This window comes from Alteromonas sp. ABV2_168 (assembly GCF_056161165.1).
The window spans coordinates 199,134-217,111 of the sequence record NZ_JBSWYQ010000005.1 but is presented as its reverse complement, the minus strand read 5'-3'; the positions used below and the strand labels follow the sequence as shown (position 1 = coordinate 217,111).

Below are 17,978 nucleotides of genomic sequence, written 5' to 3'. Positions count from 1 at the left end.
TTACTAACAGTCTTTAGTTCAAATTATTTTTGATAAATTATCTGAATGTTAAAAAAGTGAGAAAAATCTGTAACTTCAGATAGAAAAATAGTGGGAAAAATTTGAGTTAAAGGTGAGGAAAATGGAGCAAGTAGCGGAAATTCAAGCATCACCCGGTTCGAAGTTCGCCAAAACACCCTACGAGAAAAGAAAGCCCGCTTACTTGCTGAAAATTATCATAACAGGGTTGTTGCAGAATTGCTTCTAAAATAACCCTGTCTTTACAAAAATTCTAAACGGTGTCAGTTAAACTGTCCGAAAGCCTGGGTAAAATCAGCTACCAGGTCGTCAGTATCTTCAATACCTACTGATAATCTGATCATACCTTCAGAAATTCCCATTTTCTGTCTTTCTTCCAGTCCGTTTTCAAAGAAAATGGTTGAGGCAACAGGAAGCGCCAGGGTGCGGTTGTCACCAAGATGAGTTGCACAAATCACCAGCTCCAGGGCATTTAAAAAGTCCCGCGGACTAATGCGGTCTACCAGGTCAAGACTCAAAATGGCACCATAGCCACCTGACAGCATTTCTCTGGCAGTATAATGCTGAGGGTGCTCAGCAAGACCCGGATAATACACCTTTTCTACCAGCGGATGACTGTCCAGCCAGGTAGCCAGTTTCATCGCATTCTCACAATTACGCTGCATACGAAGGGAAAGGGTTTCAAGACCGGTAGCAATTGCATGGGCAGAACCCGGGGCTAATGTTGCCCCCATGTCACGTAGCCCCTTCTTCTTGACCTGAGTAATTCCCCACTGCCCCTTGTCAGCGACCTGGTAGCCGGGTTTGATATTCGGGTAAGTTGACCAGTCGAACGTACCAAGATCTACCATCACACCACCCAGCACATTGCCGTGACCGGACACGTATTTGGTCAGCGAGGAAATAACAATCGAAGCACCGGCAGCTTTAGCATCGAAAAGCGGCGGCGGTGTCATTGTGTTGTCGATGATAAATAATAATGATTTTTCACGGCAGAACTGGCTGATAGCCTGAACATCTGCGACTTGAGTAGCCGGATTCGCCACGGTTTCAGAAAACACAATGCGGGTATTCGGCTGATAAAGTGCCTGTACATCCTCTATTGATGTCACATCGGCGAAACTGACCTGAATACCCAGATCCGCCAGCGTATCCACGAAGCAACGGGTATTACCGAATAAATACTGACTGACAATAATATGGTCGCCCGCCTTTAACAGTGATAACAGCGTGCTGCTGATTGCAGCCATACCTGTGGCAAAGCACAAAGCCCCTGCGCCACCTTCAAGTTCGTTAAGGATATTCTGCAACGCGGCAATCGAGCCTGACGAAGAGCGTGAATACACATGACCGGCTTTCTTACCCTGGAAGACATCGATAATACCTTGTGCATCCTCAAAGGCATAAAGCACAGAATTGGTCGTCCCTGTATGCACAGCGCCGTGCTCAGGTTGATTCAAAAGGCGGTCTGCATGTACCTGACGGGTAGTGAATCCCTTGTTATTCACGCTGAAACTCCACGTTTGATAAAAAATGTAGGAAGCAAAATCAGGCCGCACAGAGAGTGCCGGCTGTCTGTAACGCTAAAATAAAGCGGATTTGAGTTTGCCTGTGGAAGCGGATATTACCGCAAACCAGCGTTTACGCCCAGTCCCAATTGCCGGTGAGGTGACAAATCATTCGTTCGGATCCGCTTTAAAACCCCATGATGAACTATGTATTTTACAACCCGCAGCATCCGGCAATGATTTATTCCAATTTAACCTGAAGAAAATTGCATTTTAAGTCTCGTAATTTGCGTGAGCAGTGGCATAATGCCGACCTCGCTTAATTATCACGCAACGTGAGGAAAAATCGTGTTTGAAGTATTACCACAACTAGCTCCTGATCCAATTCTGGGATTGTCTGCATCATTTCGGGAAGATACCAATCCGGCTAAAATTGATTTAGGTGTTGGTGTTTATAAAGATGAGCAGGGTAATACGCCGATCATGACGTCGGTGGCTAAAGCTCAGCAAATTTTGCTGGAAAGAGAAACCTCAAAAACTTACATCACCCCGCAGGGTCATCAGGGTTATATTGATGGCATGCTGAAATTATTGCTGGGTGAAAACAGCAAAGTCATGCTGGCTGATCGCGTCGCTGCGGTTCAGGCGCCGGGTGGCTGCGGTGCGCTGCGTATTTTATCTGAATTACTTGCACGTTGCGGCGACAACCTGAAAGTGTGGGTAAGCGACCCTACGTGGGCGAACCACATTCCGTTAATCGGTTCTGCCGGTCTGCAAATCGAAACGTATCCGTACTTCGATAAAGCTGCTGCGGGCATTAATTTCGATGCGATGATGGAAACGCTTAAGCAAACCGGTAAAGGCGACATCGTGTTGCTGCACGGTTGTTGTCACAACCCTACCGGTGCAGATTTAACCAACGCACAGTGGGATGAAGTACTTAAATTGGCTCAGGAAAAAGGTTTCCTGCCATTTATCGATGTGGCTTATCTGGGTTTCGGTGACGGTCTGGAAGAAGATGCTTACGGCATCCGTTTACTGGCTGAAAACCTGCCTGAAGTGATTATTGCGGCTTCCTGTTCAAAGAACTTTGGTCTGTACCGTGAGCGCACCGGTCTGGCTGCAATTGTCACGAATGACAGTGCTACCCGTAAAATTGCCCAGGGGCAGATTCAGTCTGTTGCCCGTGGTATTTACTCTATGCCACCAAGCTGGGGCGGCGCATTAGTTGATATCATTTTGTCTGACACAGCGCTGAAGGACGAATGGACAACTGAAGTGAATGAAATGCGTAACCGCATGTCTGATTTGCGTACAATGTTAGTTAACAAACTGGCAGAGAATGGCGCTCAGAAAGATTTCAGCTTCCTGAATACTCAAAAAGGGATGTTTTCGTTCCTGTGTATTACACCGGAGCAGGTTCGTGAAGTACGTGCAAAACACAGCGTTTACTTCGTGGATTCAAGCCGCGTTAACGTTGCCGGTATTAACCAGCAAAACGTTGATGCGCTGGCTAAGGCCCTGGTTTCAGTGCTTTAACCTTTGTAAGACAAACGATAAAAGGTGGCTGATTGCCACCTTTTTTGTTTCAGAAATATTCCAGCCCTCTCAATTCGTCATCCAGCTCGTCATCCTCTCCGGAGATTTCCCTGACAGATAAATCCACCAGCCGGCTATGCATCCTGGCGGCAATGCCTGCAAGTAACGCATCTGCATTAATCAGTTCCTCGTCATTTAACGTGCTGTCTGTCGCCTGTTGTAACAGCCGGACCAGAGCTTCTTTGTCAGTGTCTTTCAGAGATCCTGTGCTTTTGTCCTCCATGACCACATTACGCACCCTGGATGAGAATTTATGTTTTTGATCCCGGCGGTCAATAAGCACATCGTGAAGCTTGTTCACCAACTTGTTGACATCGTTACCGGCATCATACAAGGCCTGCTCCTGCAATAATGCGACGTAACGCATATTTAGCAGAGGCATAAATTTCGTGCCTAAATCTGTGAGAACTGATTGCAAGGGAATGGTGAGATTATCAGTTTGTTTCACCAGCATAGAGACGTGCTCAGCATTTAACATTAGCCGATGTCCGAAGAAAAAATACTCTCCCTGTTTGCGAAGGGTTGTAAACACTTTAACCGTAGTTTCATCACAGGAGTCTGTTTTACCGTCAAAATAAAGAGGCCTGTTACTGTGCCGGAATTCCAGAACAGCATGGATCCCCTGCTCTCTTAATGCCGTGAGAGTAATACGGGCGATATCGGCAACACTTTTGGCATCATTCAGTTTGCCCAGGGTTTCCAACCCTAAACGGTATATAGCTGCTCTGTTTACTGCCTGTTCAGATACAATCACGGATTGCTTTTTATCGTGTTCGAGTTGCTGCAGCGCTTCAATCTGATCCTGAATGGCCAGTAAAGTTTCATAGAACGGTACGATGGTATAAGGCTTGGTGAAATAATAAGAAATCCCGCCATTGTATGCCTCAACCATGGTTTCTTCTTCATCATGATGACTGACAACAACGATAACCGGTGACGCCGCATAATCCGGCTTATAACTGGCGTGGGTAAGGCAGGATCCCTTCTCTCCCTCAATTTCCCATTCACACACTACCAGCTGATAATATTTGTCTCTCATCATGATGCGGGCATTCTCAAAAGAGTCAGCTACATCGACAAAAAAAGCTTCAGCAAGAGACAACTGATAAATTTCAGCCTGAATATCATCCGGCTCGACGACCAGTAAATTCAAAATTACCTCCAGTGTAAGAATCTTAGCAGTGACTGTCTGACCATTTCGCATTATCCGGCGCAGAAATACACGACGGACAGCACATGACCGAGCAGGTTCACAATTACTAAGTTATAGACACTGTCAGTACATCTTGCACGGATTCCACCTGAATTTATAATTAAAACAGTCTGTTCTTACACTAAGCGGCCATTTTCACCGTCATTTCATATTGACTGCGGTGTGCCTGCTCCACCATTTGTTGAAGCTTTCTTGCTGCATTCACGTGTTTTGTATCGCGCTGAAAATAGACCTGCTCCACAATACGACCTTCTTCGTCTATGAGAAAACAGGCAAGCTTTGCCCCTTTATGGGGTAAATACCACTGGTGAAAACGCAGTGAACGGTTTTGCGGTAATGACAGTATTTTCTGCATCATACAAAAAGGAATGCGCATAGAGGCCAGACGTTCATCAGCAGATGACAGAGTGACCAGCGATTGTGATTTATCAGCGCCATTTCTGGTGCGTATACCAAACGTGCGGATTAAATTATCAACTGTTTTCAGACCTGTATTCATAAGTCCCCCATATACTGTACATACAAACAGTACTGTATATTTGGACACTTATCAAGCATATTGGTCAAAAAAGCCCCGCAAGCGGGGCTGCTGAATTAATCAGTGGTAGATTCTGCTTCTCCGTAAATCCGGACTTTCTCATCACGCCGGCTTCTGAACAGTTTGCGTACATCGTGCATCATCAGGTACAGACAAGGCACCAGCAGAAGGGTGATCACCGTGGCGAAAAGAATACCGAAAGCCAGTGATACAGCCATGGGTATCACAATCTGAGCTTGCAAACTCTTTTCTGCTACGATGGGCATCAGCCCCATAAAGGTTGTCAGTGAGGTCAGAATGATGGCTCTGAAGCGTTGGGTACCGGCGAGAATAGCGGCATCAATTAACTTGTGTCCTTCCTGTCTGGCACGGTTAACGAAGTCCACCATGATTAAGCTGTCATTTACCACCACCCCGGATAACGCAATGATGCCGCAAATTGACAGCACGCTCACAGCAAGTCCCAGCACAAGATGGCCAAATATTGCCCCGACTACACCAAACGGGATCACAGACATAATGATCAGCGGTTGACTGTATGAGCGAAGCGGAATGGCCAGTAGTGCATAGATGGCAAATAAAGCAAAGAGCAGCCCTTTAACCAGTCCCATCATTGCATCGGCTTCTTCTTTAGAGTTGCCCTGCAGTTTAAAGTGCACCTCCGGATACTGTTTGAGTAATTCAGGCACGATTTTCATGACCACTTCTTTGGTAATTTCACCGGGATCCAACATATCCTTGTCGACTTTAGCGGTTACCGTCACCGAACGGCTGCCGTCTACACGGATAATAGAGTCATAGCCTTTGCCTAATGTGATTTCACCCACTTCTTCAAACGGAATATCATCGCCATTAGGCGCCCGTACCCGCATTTCCTGCAAATGAGAAACCGATGAGCGTTCCTCTTTGGGATATCGCACCATGACTTTGACTTCTTCATCGTCACGCTGCACCCGCTGTACTTCAGCACCATAGAAGCCATACCGTACCTGTTGACCGAGCTGCTGAAGTGAGATCCCCAGCGCCTCTGCCTGCGTGGTCAGAGAAAGCTGAATTTCATCGCTGCCACCGGCAAACGTATCATTGATATCTGTCACCCCGTCAAAAGACGATAATCTGGTCTTTAATGCTTCACTGACAGATTGCAGAGCGGCAATATCTGATGAACTGAATTCAAAACTGAGATCAGCCCCGCTCCCCATTCCCCCCGGCGCGCCGATATTGAAGGATTTTACGCCGGGAATTTCAGGCATTTCATCCCGCCAGCGCTGGTGGATCTCAAAGTCTTTCATTTCACGGCTTTCGCCTTTGGTCATTTCCACGAAGACTTCACCGCCCGTAGTACCGCTGTCAAAAGCAATGGCGTGTTTAATGATGCCGGCACCGGTTTCATCTGTGACATTTTTATCCATGCGGTACATGGCATCCAGCATGGTCGCCAGGGTCTGATCCCGCTGTTGCAGCGAAGAACCCGGCTCAAGTTCGAAAGATGCCATCATGAAGTCACTGGGAATATTCGGAAAGAACACGAAGCGTACTATACCGCCCATAAACAGTCCGATAGTCAGTATCATCATGGCCAGAAATATCGACAAAGTCAGATAACGCATGTGAATGGCTTTACGTAAAAATGGGGCGTACACCTTATCGATAAAGGTTTTGATACCTTCACTGAAAAAATCCCGGAAGCGCTGGAAGCGATTGGCTTTTGCCGGGTCATAGGGCTTTAATTTCATATGAGCCAGGTGGGCAGGCAGAATGAGCTTTGACTCCAGCAGGGAGAAAAGCAGACAGATGATTACAACCCAGCCGATTGTCTTCCAGATCACACCGAAGGGCCCGGAAACCATTAGCATAGGTGTAAAGGCAGCAACGGTAGTCAGCACACCAAAGGTAGCCGGCATTGCCACTTTCTTAACACCAGTAATGACATTTTCTGTACTGTGCCCTTTTTTATCGATTTCAGAGTATGCCGACTCGCCCATAATGATGGCGTCATCCACCACGATGCCCAGCACCAGAATAAAGGCAAACAGGCTTAGCATGTTGATAGACACATCAACCGCTTCCATGGGCATTACCAGTAACGTGCCCAGAAAACACACCGGTAACCCCCAGATAACCCAGAAAGCGAGTTTAATTTTCAGGAACAGAGACAGAACAATAAATACCAGTAGTGCACCGAAAAACATGTTTGAAAGCATCATGTTCAGGCGATCGGCCAGGTAAAATGAGCTGTCTCCCCAGGTATCGGCAGTAATATTACCCGGGAAGTCTTCTTTGTTTTTCTCAATGTACTGATTAACCTGATCAGAAATATCCAGTGCATTCTGATCACCCACAGCCCGGACCCGCAAGTTTACAGCAGGTTTACCGTCAAACTCTGAAAACTGATTATCTTCAACGAAACCGTCTTTAATGGCCGCCACATCACCCAGCGTAACACGGGTGCCGTTGCTGTCTGTCAGCAGTACAATGCGGGCAAAATCATCTCCCCGGTATGCCTGACCTTTGGTACGTAAAAGAATATCGCCGTTTTCCGTTTTTATCGCACCGCCAGGCAAATCCACACTGGACTGGCGGACAACATTCACCACTTCTGAAAAAGTCAGGTTGTATTTCTGCAGCGCCATTTCAGACAGTTCTATGGCGACTTCATAGTCTCTTGCACCCACAACGGAAACACTGGAAATACCGGGCAGATTGGCAATCTCATCGCGCATGTTTTTGGCGAATTCTTTCAGTTCCCGTTCGGTGGCCTCGCCATAGACAGAGATCCAGATAACATCCTGCTGAATTTTCTGGCGGTAAACCACCGGCTTCTCGGTGTTACCGGGAAATGTCGGAATGGCATCAACCTGCACTTTTACTTCATCAAGTACTTCCTGCACATCGTAGTCTTCATCGACTTCAATGCTGACGGTGCCCATGCCTTCTACAGCGGTTGAGGTTATTTGTTTAATACCGTCGAGATCTTTTACCGCCTCTTCAATTTTCAGTATAACGCCCTCTTCCACCTCCTGAGGTGCAGCACCCAGATAAGGCACCCTCACGTTAATAACGTCAATTTCAAAAGCAGGAAATACCTGTTTCTGAATCGAGAATGCAGAGAACAGACCGCCAGCAAGTAAGATTATCATCAGCAAGTTGGCAGCCACACTGTTACGGGCAAACCAGGCAATAATGCCCTTATGAGTATCGATTTTACTCATTGTCTGCTCCCGGGATTTTCAGCTCGTCGCTGTCACTTTCAGTAGCATCTTCCGTTATTAACTCTTCACCGGAAATCCGTACCTTCATTCCTTCATAGGGATTGGGCACGACACTGAAGACTACCTTAGGATTTTCCGGTAAGCCTGAGCGCACATACACCTGCTTTGCGGTAGCCCGCGCCACATCAACCGGGTTAATTTGCAATGTATTGTCTTTTGATACAGTAAGAATGGTGTTATCCAGCCGTAATACACTGCGTGGTAACACATACAGTTCTTCGAGATCCGAGCCGGTGATATCAGCTTCTGCAAACTGACCAAACCGTAAAACGGCTCCGTCCCTTTTACCATTCAGGTTGTAAGGGTCTTCCACTCTGGCTACGGCATATAATACGCGGCTACCGGCATCCATTACCCCTTCGGTTCTGACCAGCTCAGCATCCCAGTATTGAAGTGTTCCGGCGACTTTAGCTTTCAGCCGTACCGACGTTTTACTTTTCAGATCACCCTTCAGGTCAATATAAGCCAGTTCAGATTCAGTTACGGGCAAGCGGATTTCTGCTGTATCAGTAGAATAGATCGTGCCTGTTTCACTGCCCGCTGAAACGTACTGCCCGAGATCAATATTCCGGTTTATCACAATGCCATTATAAGGGGCTTTGATCTCAGTTCTGGCGAGGTTGCGCTTAGCTCTTTCCAGTTTCGCTTCTGCCGCTTTCACATTGGCCTGCTCACGGGCAAGCTGTGGTTTTCGTAATCCCAGTTCAGGTGGCACGACTGAGTTCACGGAACGCCATTCCTTTTCTGCCACTTTTCCTCTGGCAATTTCTTCCTGTAATGTTGCCTGTGCCTGCGCCAGTTCAGCCTCTGCCAGTTTCACTTCAGTCTGATAGTCCTGCTGCTCCAGCACAGCAAGTACATCACCTTTTCTGAATGTGCCCCCTACTTCAAACTGTTCCGATATAGCCATCACCTGACCATTAACCTGGACACTAATACGGGTTTGATTTTTAGGCACCACATTACCCTGAGAATGCACCACAAAAGCGGTTTGTTGTCTCTCAGCAAGCCTTGCTTCAACCAGAAAATCTTTAGATTCAGGTACTTTTTGTTCAGGCGGTGTTTTTGATGAAATGAGAATGATTGCCAGCACAAGCGCAATGACAATGACGATGACAGGACCGAGTGTTTTGACCCAACCACTTTTAGACATGAATATTCCTTTAAGGCGCAATGTAATAACAGCTGCCGGGGAAAACTGCCCCTGATAGATTAATGGGTACAGGCATTCCGGGCGCCGTTTTAACGGTATTATTATTTTTACATCTTTAGTGTAAACCTGTTGCCTGATGCTGGCTGCTTTTAGATTGTTAAATTTTATTTCTGTTTGTTTATATTTTTACTAAAGCAGCAACAGCTCACTGGCTGATTTTTAACACGAAATCCCTTGAACTGATTGAAAATTAGTCTTAACTTGGTGATGAATCATACGCATTTTGCACGAGGGATCTCATGAGTCTTAAAAAACAGTATTTAAAAACTAAACCTGCCTGTAAGGTCACATTCCGTTTAAATGCCAACGAGGCTGGTGAAGCTGCCACAGCAAAACTGGTGGGCGACTTTAATGCCTGGGATACGGATGTCACACCAATGAAAAAGCTTAAGAATGGTGATTTCACACAAACTGTAACGCTGGATGCTGATGCCGAATACCAGTTCCGTTATTTATTGAATGACGATGTGTGGGAGAATGACTGGGAAGCTGACGGTTATATGCCTTCGCCGGTGAGTCTGGAAGATAACTCGGTTGTAAGGGTATAGAAATTGATAGAAGGCGCTGGTACAGCGCCTTCTTTGCTTTATAGCTACAGGGCCTTTTCAAGTTCCGGCAGGATATCAAATAAGTCACCCACCAGACCATAATCCGCCACCTGAAAAATCGGGGCTTCTTCGTCTTTATTAATCGCGACAATCACTTTTGAATCTTTCATGCCGGCAAGATGCTGAATTGCACCGGAAATCCCTACTGCTATATACAAATCAGGGGCAACAATTTTACCTGTCTGACCTACCTGCATATCATTGGGTACAAATCCGGCATCCACTGCCGCCCTGGAGGCACCAATTGCGGCCCCCAGTTTATCGGCTATGCCCTCAAGCAAACTGAAGTTTTCACCGTTTTGCATGCCACGTCCACCGGAGATCACCACGTTTGCCGCAGTCAGCTCAGGGCGTTCGGACTCTGTGAGTTGTGCACGGGTAAAGGATGATTTTTCCGACGGAAATTCTGCATCGATGTATTCAACCGTCGCGTTATTACCATCAGAGACACTGTCAAAGGCGGACGTTCGTACAGTAATAACGTGTACTGTCTCTTCAGATTCTACAGTGGCAATAGCATTACCCGCATAGACCGGTCTGATAAAACGGTTATCAGCCTCAATGCCGGTTATGTCAGAGATTTGCGCGACATCCAGTAAGGCCGCTACACGAGGCATAAAATTTTTACCTGTGGTTGTGGCAGCGGTAAGAATATGAGAATAGTCCGTGGCCAGAGAGACCACCAGGGCTGACACACTTTCTGCCATCTGATGTGCATAGTGGGTACTGTCAGCACATTTGACCAGCGACACACCGCTTAACGCTGCGGCCTGCTCTGCTGCGGCTTTGCAACCTTCCCCGGCAACCAGTACGTGAATGTCTCCACTCAGTTGTGACGCCGCCTGTACCACTTTCGCCGTCTCCGGTTTCAAATGGTTATTGTCATGTTCTGCGATTACAAGAATACTCATGATATTACTTTCGCCTCGCTTTTAAGTTTTTCGACAAGTTCAGCCACATCTGCCACCTTCACGCCTCCGCTTCGCTGAGCCGGTGCAGTGACTTTGATCACCTTCACTTTTGAGGTCATATCTACGCCGAAATCCGCAGCTGTCTTTACATCAAGAGGCTTACGTTTTGCTTTCATAATATTTGGCAACGACGCATAGCGGGGCTCGTTCAGTCGTAAGTCTGTCGTTACCACAGCAGGTAAGCTTAGTGACACAGTTTGCAGACCGCCGTCTACCTCTCTGGTGACCTCCACCGTGCCGTCTTTCACATCAACGGCTGAAGCAAAGGTACCCTGTGGCATGCCGGTCAATGCTGACAACATTTGTCCGGTTTGATTATTGTCGGAGTCGATACTCTGTTTACCCAGAATCACAAGCCCGGGTTGCTCCTGCTCAACGACTTTACTCAACAGCTTCGCTACCTGCAAAGAGTCCGGCGAACTATCCGCTTCAATGTGCAAACCGCGGTCAGCCCCCAGTGCCAGTGCCGTACGGATTTGTTCCTGACAGGCTTTATCGCCGACAGACACAACGACAACTTCTGTCGCGACACCTTTTTCTTTCAGGCGGATCGCCTCTTCTACTGCAATTTCACAAAAAGGATTTAACGCCATTTTTGCATTAGTCAGATCCACACCTGACTCATCAGCTTTCACGCGTACCTTTACGTTGTAATCGATAACGCGTTTTACCGGGACAAGTACTTTCATTCTTTACCTCAGTTAGCCGGGAATAAGAGTTTGATTAATTACAGATAACGTCTAAACATTCATTGCCGGTGTTAAAAACAAAAAACCGGAGACGATGCTCCTGTTAAATAAAGCACCAGACTTCTCAGTTTACAAAGATGTTACAATTAACACCTGACTTTATCTTTACGTTAACGTAAACTTACCATGCAATTTACTTACTGTTGACGTAAACGTCAACCTGATTGACAAAACTTACCGGAGGCATTCATGGAACGTGAATCGATGGAATTTGATGTAGTGATTGTCGGTGCAGGCCCTGCCGGGCTGTCAGCGGCATGCAGGCTAATGCAACAGGCTCAGGCCGCTTCCCTCGAGTTGATGGTCTGTGTTGTTGAAAAAGGTTCTGAAGTAGGTGCACATATTTTATCCGGCGCAGTATTCGAAACCACTGCGCTGGATGAGTTGTTTCCGGACTGGAAAAATGAAGGCGCACCGCTGAATACCCCTGTGCTGAGAGACGACATTTATTACCTGACTGACGGTCAGCATGCCCGTAAACTTCCTCAGGCTCTGGTTCCCGATACCATGCACAACGATGGCAATTATATTGTCAGTATGGGCAATGTTTGCCGCTGGCTGGCTGAAAAAGCAGAGAGCCTTGGTGTTGAGATTTTTCCCGGATTTGCAGCCTCTGAAGTTTATTATAACGAAGACGGCTCAGCCGGTGGTGTCATTACCGGCGACATGGGCGTAGCAGAAGACGGCAGCCAGAAAGACGGCTACATGCCGGGCATGATTTTAAAAGCCCGTTACACAATATTCGCCGAAGGTTGTCGCGGACATCTGGGTAAACAATTAATTTCCAAATTTAATCTGGATGAAAATAGCGCTCCTCAACACTATGCCATCGGATTTAAAGAAATCTGGGATATTGACCCTGCCCTGCATGAACCCGGTCTGGTGGTTCACACAGCAGGCTGGCCGCTGACAGATTCAACGGGCGGTGGTTTTCTTTACCATGCAGAAAACAACCAGGTGTTTGCCGGTCTTATTGTCGATTTAAATTACGACAACCCGTACTTAAGTCCATTTGATGAATTTCAGCAAATGAAACATCATCCGGTTTTCAGGCAATACCTGGAAAATGGAAAAAGAGTCTCCTACGGTGCCAGAGCAATAGCAAAAGGCGGACTGAATTCATTACCTGACATGACTTTTCCCGGAGGCATTCTCATAGGATGTAATGCGGGTACACTGAATTTCGCTAAAATCAAAGGTAATCACACAGCGATGAAGTCTGGCATTTTAGCGGCAGACAGCATTATTAATGAATTAAAATCAGCAACACCTGATCCTGCATTAACGAATTTTAATCAGGCTTTTAAAACATCCTGGTTATATTCTGAACTGAACAGCAGTAAAAATTTTGGCGCAGCTATTCACCAGTTCGGCACGTTTTGGGGCGGCGTTTACAATACTGTTGACCAAAAAATATTCAAAGGTAAATTACCCTTCTCCATTAAAGACGATCGTAAAGATTATTTACAATTAAAAGATAAGAAAGATGCTACTAAAAAGGTGTATCCAAAACCCGATGGTATTTTGAGTTTCGACAAACTCTCTTCTGTCTTTTTGTCGAACACCAATCATGAAGAAAATCAACCTTGCCACCTGAAGTTAAAAGACCCTGAGATACCACTGAAGGTTAATCTGTCGAAGTACGATGAGCCCGCACAGCGTTACTGTCCGGCCGGTGTATACGAAATTATAGAAGAACACAACACGTTACGATTTCAAATCAATGCGCAAAATTGTATTCACTGTAAAACCTGCGACATTAAAGATCCGTCACAGAATATTCAATGGGTTGTCCCTGAAGGTGCAGGCGGGCCGAATTATCCGAATATGTGATCCAAATCCTGTAAATTAGCTATTTATTACAATTTTAAGAAAAAGCAGTGTTAAGCTGCTTTTTTTTAGATTAAAATTTGACTATCCTTTTTAAATACACAGTTTTTTAACTAACACAAGGTTGATGAATGAACGACTTTTTAGAAATACTGACGCATGGAAGACGTTTGCAAGGTGCCGTAAAGGATTTAAGCACAGCTGAATTAGAATCTGTACAAGAAAAGTTAGCCAACATCATCGAGAAAAGAAAAGAAAAAGATCTCGAAGAAGAAAAAGCTAAACAGGAAAAGCTGCAGAAAATTGCTGATATCCAAAAGCAACTTGAAGAAGCCGGTCTTGATGTCAGTGATCTGGAGTCGACGACTGTTGAAAAGAAATCTACCGGTAAAAAACGTCCGGTAAAATACGAATTGAAAGATGGTGAAGGTAAAGTACACCAGTGGACAGGTATCGGAAGAATGCCACGGGTCTACAAAGATGCGTTAGACAGCGGCAAATCGCTGGAAGATTTCGCAATTTAAAAAATTCCATTCAAAGGCGACATCAGTCGCCTTTTTTTCAGGTCAATCATGCAATCCACGTTACATTATTCTTTTTCAGAAAATACTGATTCTGATTATTTACTTGTTATTATTCACGGTTTATTCGGAACAGCTGACAATTTATCTGTCGTAAAGCGGCATTTCGCGCCCAAAGTGAATGTGCTCAGTGTAGATTTACCGGACCACGGTCAATCACCCCATCTGGAGCATTTTTCCATAGAGGCAGCAGCAGAACAGTTATACGCATTAGTCAAACAGTTTAAGAAAGCCCGCACAGGCATACTTGGACATTCGCTGGGTGGAAAGGTAGCAATGCGCCTCGCACTCACCCATCCGCAGTTTCTTGATGATCTCATCGTTGCGGATATTGCTCCGGTAAGTTATCCGTCCCGTCATGATGCGATAATCAGTGCATTAAAGTCGCTAGACCTTAATTCTGTCAACAGCCGTTCTGATGCGGACAAAAGTTTACAAAGTGGCATTCCGGAAGCCGGAGTACGCCAGTTTCTGTTAAAAAGTTTATATCAGGATACCGGTAAACAATGGCACTGGCGCTTTAATCTGGATGGTCTGGCAAACAGTTACGAAGCGATTAAAGGATGGCAAAGCAGCGATGCTCAATTCTCTGAGCCTGTACTTTTCATCAAGGGTGGTAATTCCGATTACATCACGGCGTCCATGCAGAGCGAAATATTGCAGTATTTTCCTGCTGCCCGCGCCCATGTTATTGAAGGAGCCGGTCACTGGTTACATGCAGAAAAGCCGGGCGCCTTCAACCGTGTGGTTGAAAAACACATATTTCGCCCGCATCAGGCATGATATAGCGCAAAAAATTACGTGGTTTTCACTGCGAGGCAGCTGATTTCTGTGCTATAGTTTGCGCCGATTTTGGACTAAGTAAAACTATGCTTGCTGAAAATTACGAAACCATTGAATCCATCATGTTTTATCTTGGGCTTACCGGCCTGTTTGTCCTGATGGGCTATGCCGTACATGATGTTCTCAAAAGTAACGATGTACCGCTTATCGGACGGGTAGTTGCCTATGGCGTACTCGGAATGGGAGCGCTGGGTTTTATTGCCAAAGGATTGATAGAACTTATTTGGTTAAGTACCGGCGTGTAATTTCAGAAGATGTATCGAACAGAGGGTTATTATGGCAAGTGTTGGCTTGTTTTTCGGTAGTGACACAGGAAATACCGAACATGTTGCAAAGATGATTCAAAAGGAATTAGGCAAAAACCTGATTGATGTACAGGACATTGCCAAGAGTACCAAAGAACAGATCGCTGAATTTGATCTTCTGATATTCGGGATCCCTACCTGGTACTACGGTGAAGCACAATGTGACTGGGATGACTTCTTCCCTGAACTGGAAGAAATTGATTTCAATGACAAGCTGGTTGCAATTTTCGGTTGCGGCGATCAGGAAGATTACGCTGAATATTTCCTGGATGCCATGGGCATGGTTCGCGATATCGTAGAACCCCGCGGTGCAATTCTTGTCGGTCAATGGTCTACAGACGGCTACGACTTTGAAGCCTCTAAAGGCATGGCTGATGATAACCACTTCGTTGGTCTGGGCATTGACGAAGACCGCCAGCCGGAATTAACCGAAGAGCGTGTACGTGCCTGGTGTAAGCAGTTACACGAAGAATTATGTCTGGCAGAACTTGCCTGATATAGAATTAAAGAAAACGGGCGCTCAGCCCGTTTTTTTTATAATCTGAAGCGCTCAACCACTTTCCGCAATCCTTCCATTTGCTCATCCACCCTGGCACTGGATTCATTTGCCAGACGGGTACTCTCTGCACTTGCATCAGCCAGCGTCACGATTGCGTTAAGATTATCATCAATACCCGCAAGTACTTTATCCTGAGCTTTAGTGTCTTTCACAAAGCCGGCATTAAACGCCTGCAGCTTCACAATGACCTCACTGATCCCATTAACCTGCTCATAGACTTTTTCACTGATAGCAACGCCCTGCTCCGCCTTTTCCATACTCAGGTTGATGGCTTCCACAGCTTGCTGTGCATCTCGTTGCAAACTGCCAATCATCGATTCAATTTCTTCAGTGGAGTTATGCGTGCGGTTAGCCAGCGTTCTGACCTCGTCGGCGACAACGGCAAATCCGCGGCCCTGATCACCGGCACGGGCAGCTTCTATTGCAGCATTGAGCGCCAGCAAGTTTGTTTGTTCCGCGATGGTTTTAATGACGTCAAGGATACTGCCGATGCTGCGGCTGTTCTCATCCAGCCGGTTTATGATGCTGGCGGATGCCGATGCCTGGCCAGATTGTTCTGCAACCTGTTGCCGGTTTTGTGCAACCAGTTCGGATGTTTGCTGCGTCTGACTGGCGACCCGGTTAAGTTCATCCACCGATTGCTGAATCATCGCGAGGTTTTTTTCACTGGTGCTTCTTACACTGGCAGTATCTGAGGAGGTTTTACGGACCCGGTCACGTTGTTGGGCCACCTGCTCCAGACTGCGTTCACCCATTTCCACACTTTCTCTGGCCACATCCAGCAGCGTTCGTTCCTGTTGCTGAATGTTACCGATAAGATCTCTGAGAGCTTCAGTTAAACTGTTTACCTTTACCGACAAATCGGCAAATTCATCATTGCCCTGTGTCTTCAGACGATACGATAAATCCCCTTCACTGATCCGGCCGAGACCACGGGTAATATTTTGCAGCGGCCCGGCAATGCTTTTACGCACAGTGAGAGTGAGTGCAACTGCAGCCACCAGACCAATAAACGACACCACCAGCGTATCAACAAGGCTGTCCTGGACAGTGTCCAGGATCAGGTTTTGCCCTTTCAAGGTTTCTTCAGTGACTTCTTCGTAAAGGTTATTGATTGTCGAGGTAGCCTGCGCCAGCGATGTGTTGGCACGCTGACGGCTTTCTGTGGCATGGGCGATGTGAGATAACTTCTGTTTCTGGCCGGCCATCAGACCGGATTCACCGGTGAGAATAGCCAGCATGGCATCATACTGCTGCTGAAAATTGCTGATGATACCGTCGGTATTCAGGCCACTGGCAGACCGGAACAGATATTCGGTGTCTACCGCCAGATTGCTCAACTGATAGTCCAGGTCATCCAGAATCACCAGTGAATCTTCAGGATCTTCAGACTTAACCAGTTCGGTGATGACCGAACTCAAAGTGAGCAATTTATTGTCAATATTCGCACCGAGGCCGGCCAGCGCATCGATACCGGGCTGTCCGTTATCCAGAAAGCTTAAATCCATCATCAGCGCTCCGGCTTCATCAATATGAGAGATAGCTTCTTCCCGCTGCTTTGCCAGAGACAATTGTATTTGTTTGCTGCTGATAAGCGCTTCGTACACCGTCGCGCTCTCACGAATAAATGTATTACCCGCCTCTACGGCCTGTTTTGATTCTGTGTGATTACCAAAGGTGGTATCGAAAATAGCGAGATCTTCAGAAAAGACTTCACTCAGTGCCTCAAACTCAGCTTTGTTTTTATTCAGTGCTGAAAGCTCATCCATGTAGTAACCGTTTGCCGTTACGGTCGCCAGAGACAATGCATCTGACTTCAGGGACATCATTTTTGTCTGAACCGGCATTTTCTCGGTGGCCACCGTTTCAGCAGAACGGCGGATGTCGCTGAGTCCCAGATAAGCAAGTAAACTGGTGATCAGTAATAAACAGCCGAACAGGGCAAAACCAAGGGTTATTTTTTGTACAACAGTCAGGCGCATCTTCTTATCCCAATCTTCGGTTTTATTTCCGTAACATGGTTATCATTGATTTTAATATAAGTTTTCCGGCCTTGCCGTTTTTTGGCCAGGAAATATGTCTGCGCACAGTGTTCCGTAATTGCCGGCAAGATAAATAATGTTGAAAACATCCCGGAAAAGTCGCTATTTTGCAGCGAAAAAGGCATAGCT

15 protein-coding genes are annotated in these 17,978 nt (G+C 46.3%); 7 read left to right on the top strand and 8 right to left on the bottom strand.

Annotation, left to right across the window (positions count from 1 at the left end; translation table 11 throughout):
• Positions 1-281: 281 nt before the first annotated feature.
• A complete protein-coding gene (locus ACXAH4_RS10045) occupies positions 282-1,526 on the bottom strand; it encodes a cystathionine gamma-synthase family protein (protein ID WP_474851453.1) in 1,245 nt (414 codons plus the stop codon).
• 348 nt (positions 1,527-1,874) lie between these two features.
• Here ACXAH4_RS10045 and ACXAH4_RS10040 point away from each other — a divergent pair, with 348 nt between their 5' ends.
• Entirely contained in the window at positions 1,875-3,065 is a 1,191-nt protein-coding gene (locus tag ACXAH4_RS10040; protein ID WP_119501476.1) for an amino acid aminotransferase, read from the top strand.
• A 49-nt stretch (positions 3,066-3,114) separates the two neighbouring features.
• Here ACXAH4_RS10040 and ACXAH4_RS10035 read toward each other — a convergent pair whose 3' ends face one another.
• The 4 genes from ACXAH4_RS10035 to ACXAH4_RS10020 all read right to left on the bottom strand — a co-directional run bounded on the left by ACXAH4_RS10035 (position 3,115) and on the right by ACXAH4_RS10020 (position 9,301).
• A complete protein-coding gene (locus tag ACXAH4_RS10035) occupies positions 3,115-4,278 on the bottom strand; it encodes a response regulator (protein ID WP_474844282.1) in 1,164 nt (387 codons plus the stop codon).
• A 181-nt stretch (positions 4,279-4,459) separates the two neighbouring features.
• Complete coding sequence (locus tag ACXAH4_RS10030; protein ID WP_474844283.1) at positions 4,460-4,837, bottom strand: hypothetical protein; 378 nt, start codon at positions 4,835-4,837, stop codon at positions 4,460-4,462.
• A 95-nt stretch (positions 4,838-4,932) separates the two neighbouring features.
• Entirely contained in the window at positions 4,933-8,088 is a 3,156-nt protein-coding gene (locus ACXAH4_RS10025; RefSeq protein ID WP_474881729.1) for an efflux RND transporter permease subunit, read from the bottom strand.
• Positions 8,081-9,301, bottom strand: a complete 1,221-nt coding sequence (locus tag ACXAH4_RS10020; protein ID WP_474881728.1) for an efflux RND transporter periplasmic adaptor subunit — start codon at positions 9,299-9,301, stop codon at positions 8,081-8,083. The genes ACXAH4_RS10025 and ACXAH4_RS10020 overlap by 8 nt, the downstream gene beginning before the upstream one ends.
• A 299-nt stretch (positions 9,302-9,600) precedes the next feature.
• Between ACXAH4_RS10020 and ACXAH4_RS10015 the strand changes: the two genes are divergently transcribed.
• Positions 9,601-9,909, top strand: coding sequence for an isoamylase early set domain-containing protein (locus tag ACXAH4_RS10015; RefSeq protein WP_119501481.1), 309 nt, complete (start codon positions 9,601-9,603; stop codon positions 9,907-9,909).
• A 44-nt stretch (positions 9,910-9,953) separates the two neighbouring features.
• On the opposite strand, the gene ACXAH4_RS10010 is transcribed toward ACXAH4_RS10015, so the two are convergent.
• Together ACXAH4_RS10010 and ACXAH4_RS10005 are read right to left on the bottom strand one after the other, a co-directional pair.
• Positions 9,954-10,880, bottom strand: a complete 927-nt coding sequence (locus tag ACXAH4_RS10010; RefSeq protein WP_474881726.1) for an electron transfer flavoprotein subunit alpha/FixB family protein — start codon at positions 10,878-10,880, stop codon at positions 9,954-9,956.
• Entirely contained in the window at positions 10,877-11,629 is a 753-nt protein-coding gene (locus tag ACXAH4_RS10005) for an electron transfer flavoprotein subunit beta/FixA family protein (protein WP_474844287.1), read from the bottom strand. The genes ACXAH4_RS10010 and ACXAH4_RS10005 overlap by 4 nt, the downstream gene beginning before the upstream one ends.
• 249 nt (positions 11,630-11,878) lie before the next feature.
• Between ACXAH4_RS10005 and ACXAH4_RS10000 the strand changes: the two genes are divergently transcribed.
• From ACXAH4_RS10000 to fldA, 5 genes are all read left to right on the top strand, one after another.
• Positions 11,879-13,522 carry an electron transfer flavoprotein-ubiquinone oxidoreductase gene (locus tag ACXAH4_RS10000; RefSeq protein ID WP_474844288.1) on the top strand — a complete coding sequence of 548 codons (1,644 nt, stop codon included), beginning with the start codon at positions 11,879-11,881 and terminating at the stop codon, positions 13,520-13,522.
• Between the two features lie 128 nt (positions 13,523-13,650).
• Positions 13,651-14,043: an H-NS histone family protein gene (locus tag ACXAH4_RS09995; protein WP_303574763.1), complete on the top strand. Its 393-nt coding sequence runs from the start codon at positions 13,651-13,653 to the stop codon at positions 14,041-14,043.
• 48 nt (positions 14,044-14,091) lie between these two features.
• Complete coding sequence (locus ACXAH4_RS09990) at positions 14,092-14,883, top strand: alpha/beta fold hydrolase (RefSeq protein WP_474844289.1); 792 nt, start codon at positions 14,092-14,094, stop codon at positions 14,881-14,883.
• Between the two features lie 86 nt (positions 14,884-14,969).
• Complete coding sequence (locus ACXAH4_RS09985; RefSeq protein WP_119501487.1) at positions 14,970-15,188, top strand: DUF2788 domain-containing protein; 219 nt, start codon at positions 14,970-14,972, stop codon at positions 15,186-15,188.
• 31 nt (positions 15,189-15,219) lie between these two features.
• Positions 15,220-15,744 carry a flavodoxin FldA gene (gene fldA / locus ACXAH4_RS09980; protein ID WP_119501488.1) on the top strand — a complete coding sequence of 175 codons (525 nt, stop codon included), beginning with the start codon at positions 15,220-15,222 and terminating at the stop codon, positions 15,742-15,744.
• A gap of 38 nt (positions 15,745-15,782) precedes the next feature.
• Here fldA and ACXAH4_RS09975 read toward each other — a convergent pair whose 3' ends face one another.
• The gene (locus ACXAH4_RS09975) at positions 15,783-17,789 is read right to left on the bottom strand and encodes a HAMP domain-containing methyl-accepting chemotaxis protein (protein ID WP_474844290.1); all 2,007 of its coding nucleotides are present in this window, start codon (positions 17,787-17,789) and stop codon (positions 15,783-15,785) included.
• Positions 17,790-17,978: the final 189 nt, after the last annotated feature.

Coding starts and splice junctions, on each gene's coding strand:
- ACXAH4_RS10030 (WP_474844283.1), bottom strand. CDS start 4,837: ATGAATACAGGTCTGAAAACAGTTGATAATTTAATCCGCACGTTTGGT.
- ACXAH4_RS10025 (WP_474881729.1), bottom strand. CDS start 8,088: ATGAGTAAAATCGATACTCATAAGGGCATTATTGCCTGGTTTGCCCGT.
- ACXAH4_RS10020 (WP_474881728.1), bottom strand. CDS start 9,301: ATGTCTAAAAGTGGTTGGGTCAAAACACTCGGTCCTGTCATCGTCATT.
- ACXAH4_RS10015 (WP_119501481.1), top strand. CDS start 9,601: ATGAGTCTTAAAAAACAGTATTTAAAAACTAAACCTGCCTGTAAGGTC.
- ACXAH4_RS10010 (WP_474881726.1), bottom strand. CDS start 10,880: ATGAGTATTCTTGTAATCGCAGAACATGACAATAACCATTTGAAACCG.
- ACXAH4_RS10005 (WP_474844287.1), bottom strand. CDS start 11,629: ATGAAAGTACTTGTCCCGGTAAAACGCGTTATCGATTACAACGTAAAG.
- ACXAH4_RS10000 (WP_474844288.1), top strand. CDS start 11,879: ATGGAACGTGAATCGATGGAATTTGATGTAGTGATTGTCGGTGCAGGC.
- ACXAH4_RS09995 (WP_303574763.1), top strand. CDS start 13,651: ATGAACGACTTTTTAGAAATACTGACGCATGGAAGACGTTTGCAAGGT.
- ACXAH4_RS09990 (WP_474844289.1), top strand. CDS start 14,092: ATGCAATCCACGTTACATTATTCTTTTTCAGAAAATACTGATTCTGAT.
- ACXAH4_RS09985 (WP_119501487.1), top strand. CDS start 14,970: ATGCTTGCTGAAAATTACGAAACCATTGAATCCATCATGTTTTATCTT.
- fldA (WP_119501488.1), top strand. CDS start 15,220: ATGGCAAGTGTTGGCTTGTTTTTCGGTAGTGACACAGGAAATACCGAA.
- ACXAH4_RS09975 (WP_474844290.1), bottom strand. CDS start 17,789: ATGCGCCTGACTGTTGTACAAAAAATAACCCTTGGTTTTGCCCTGTTC.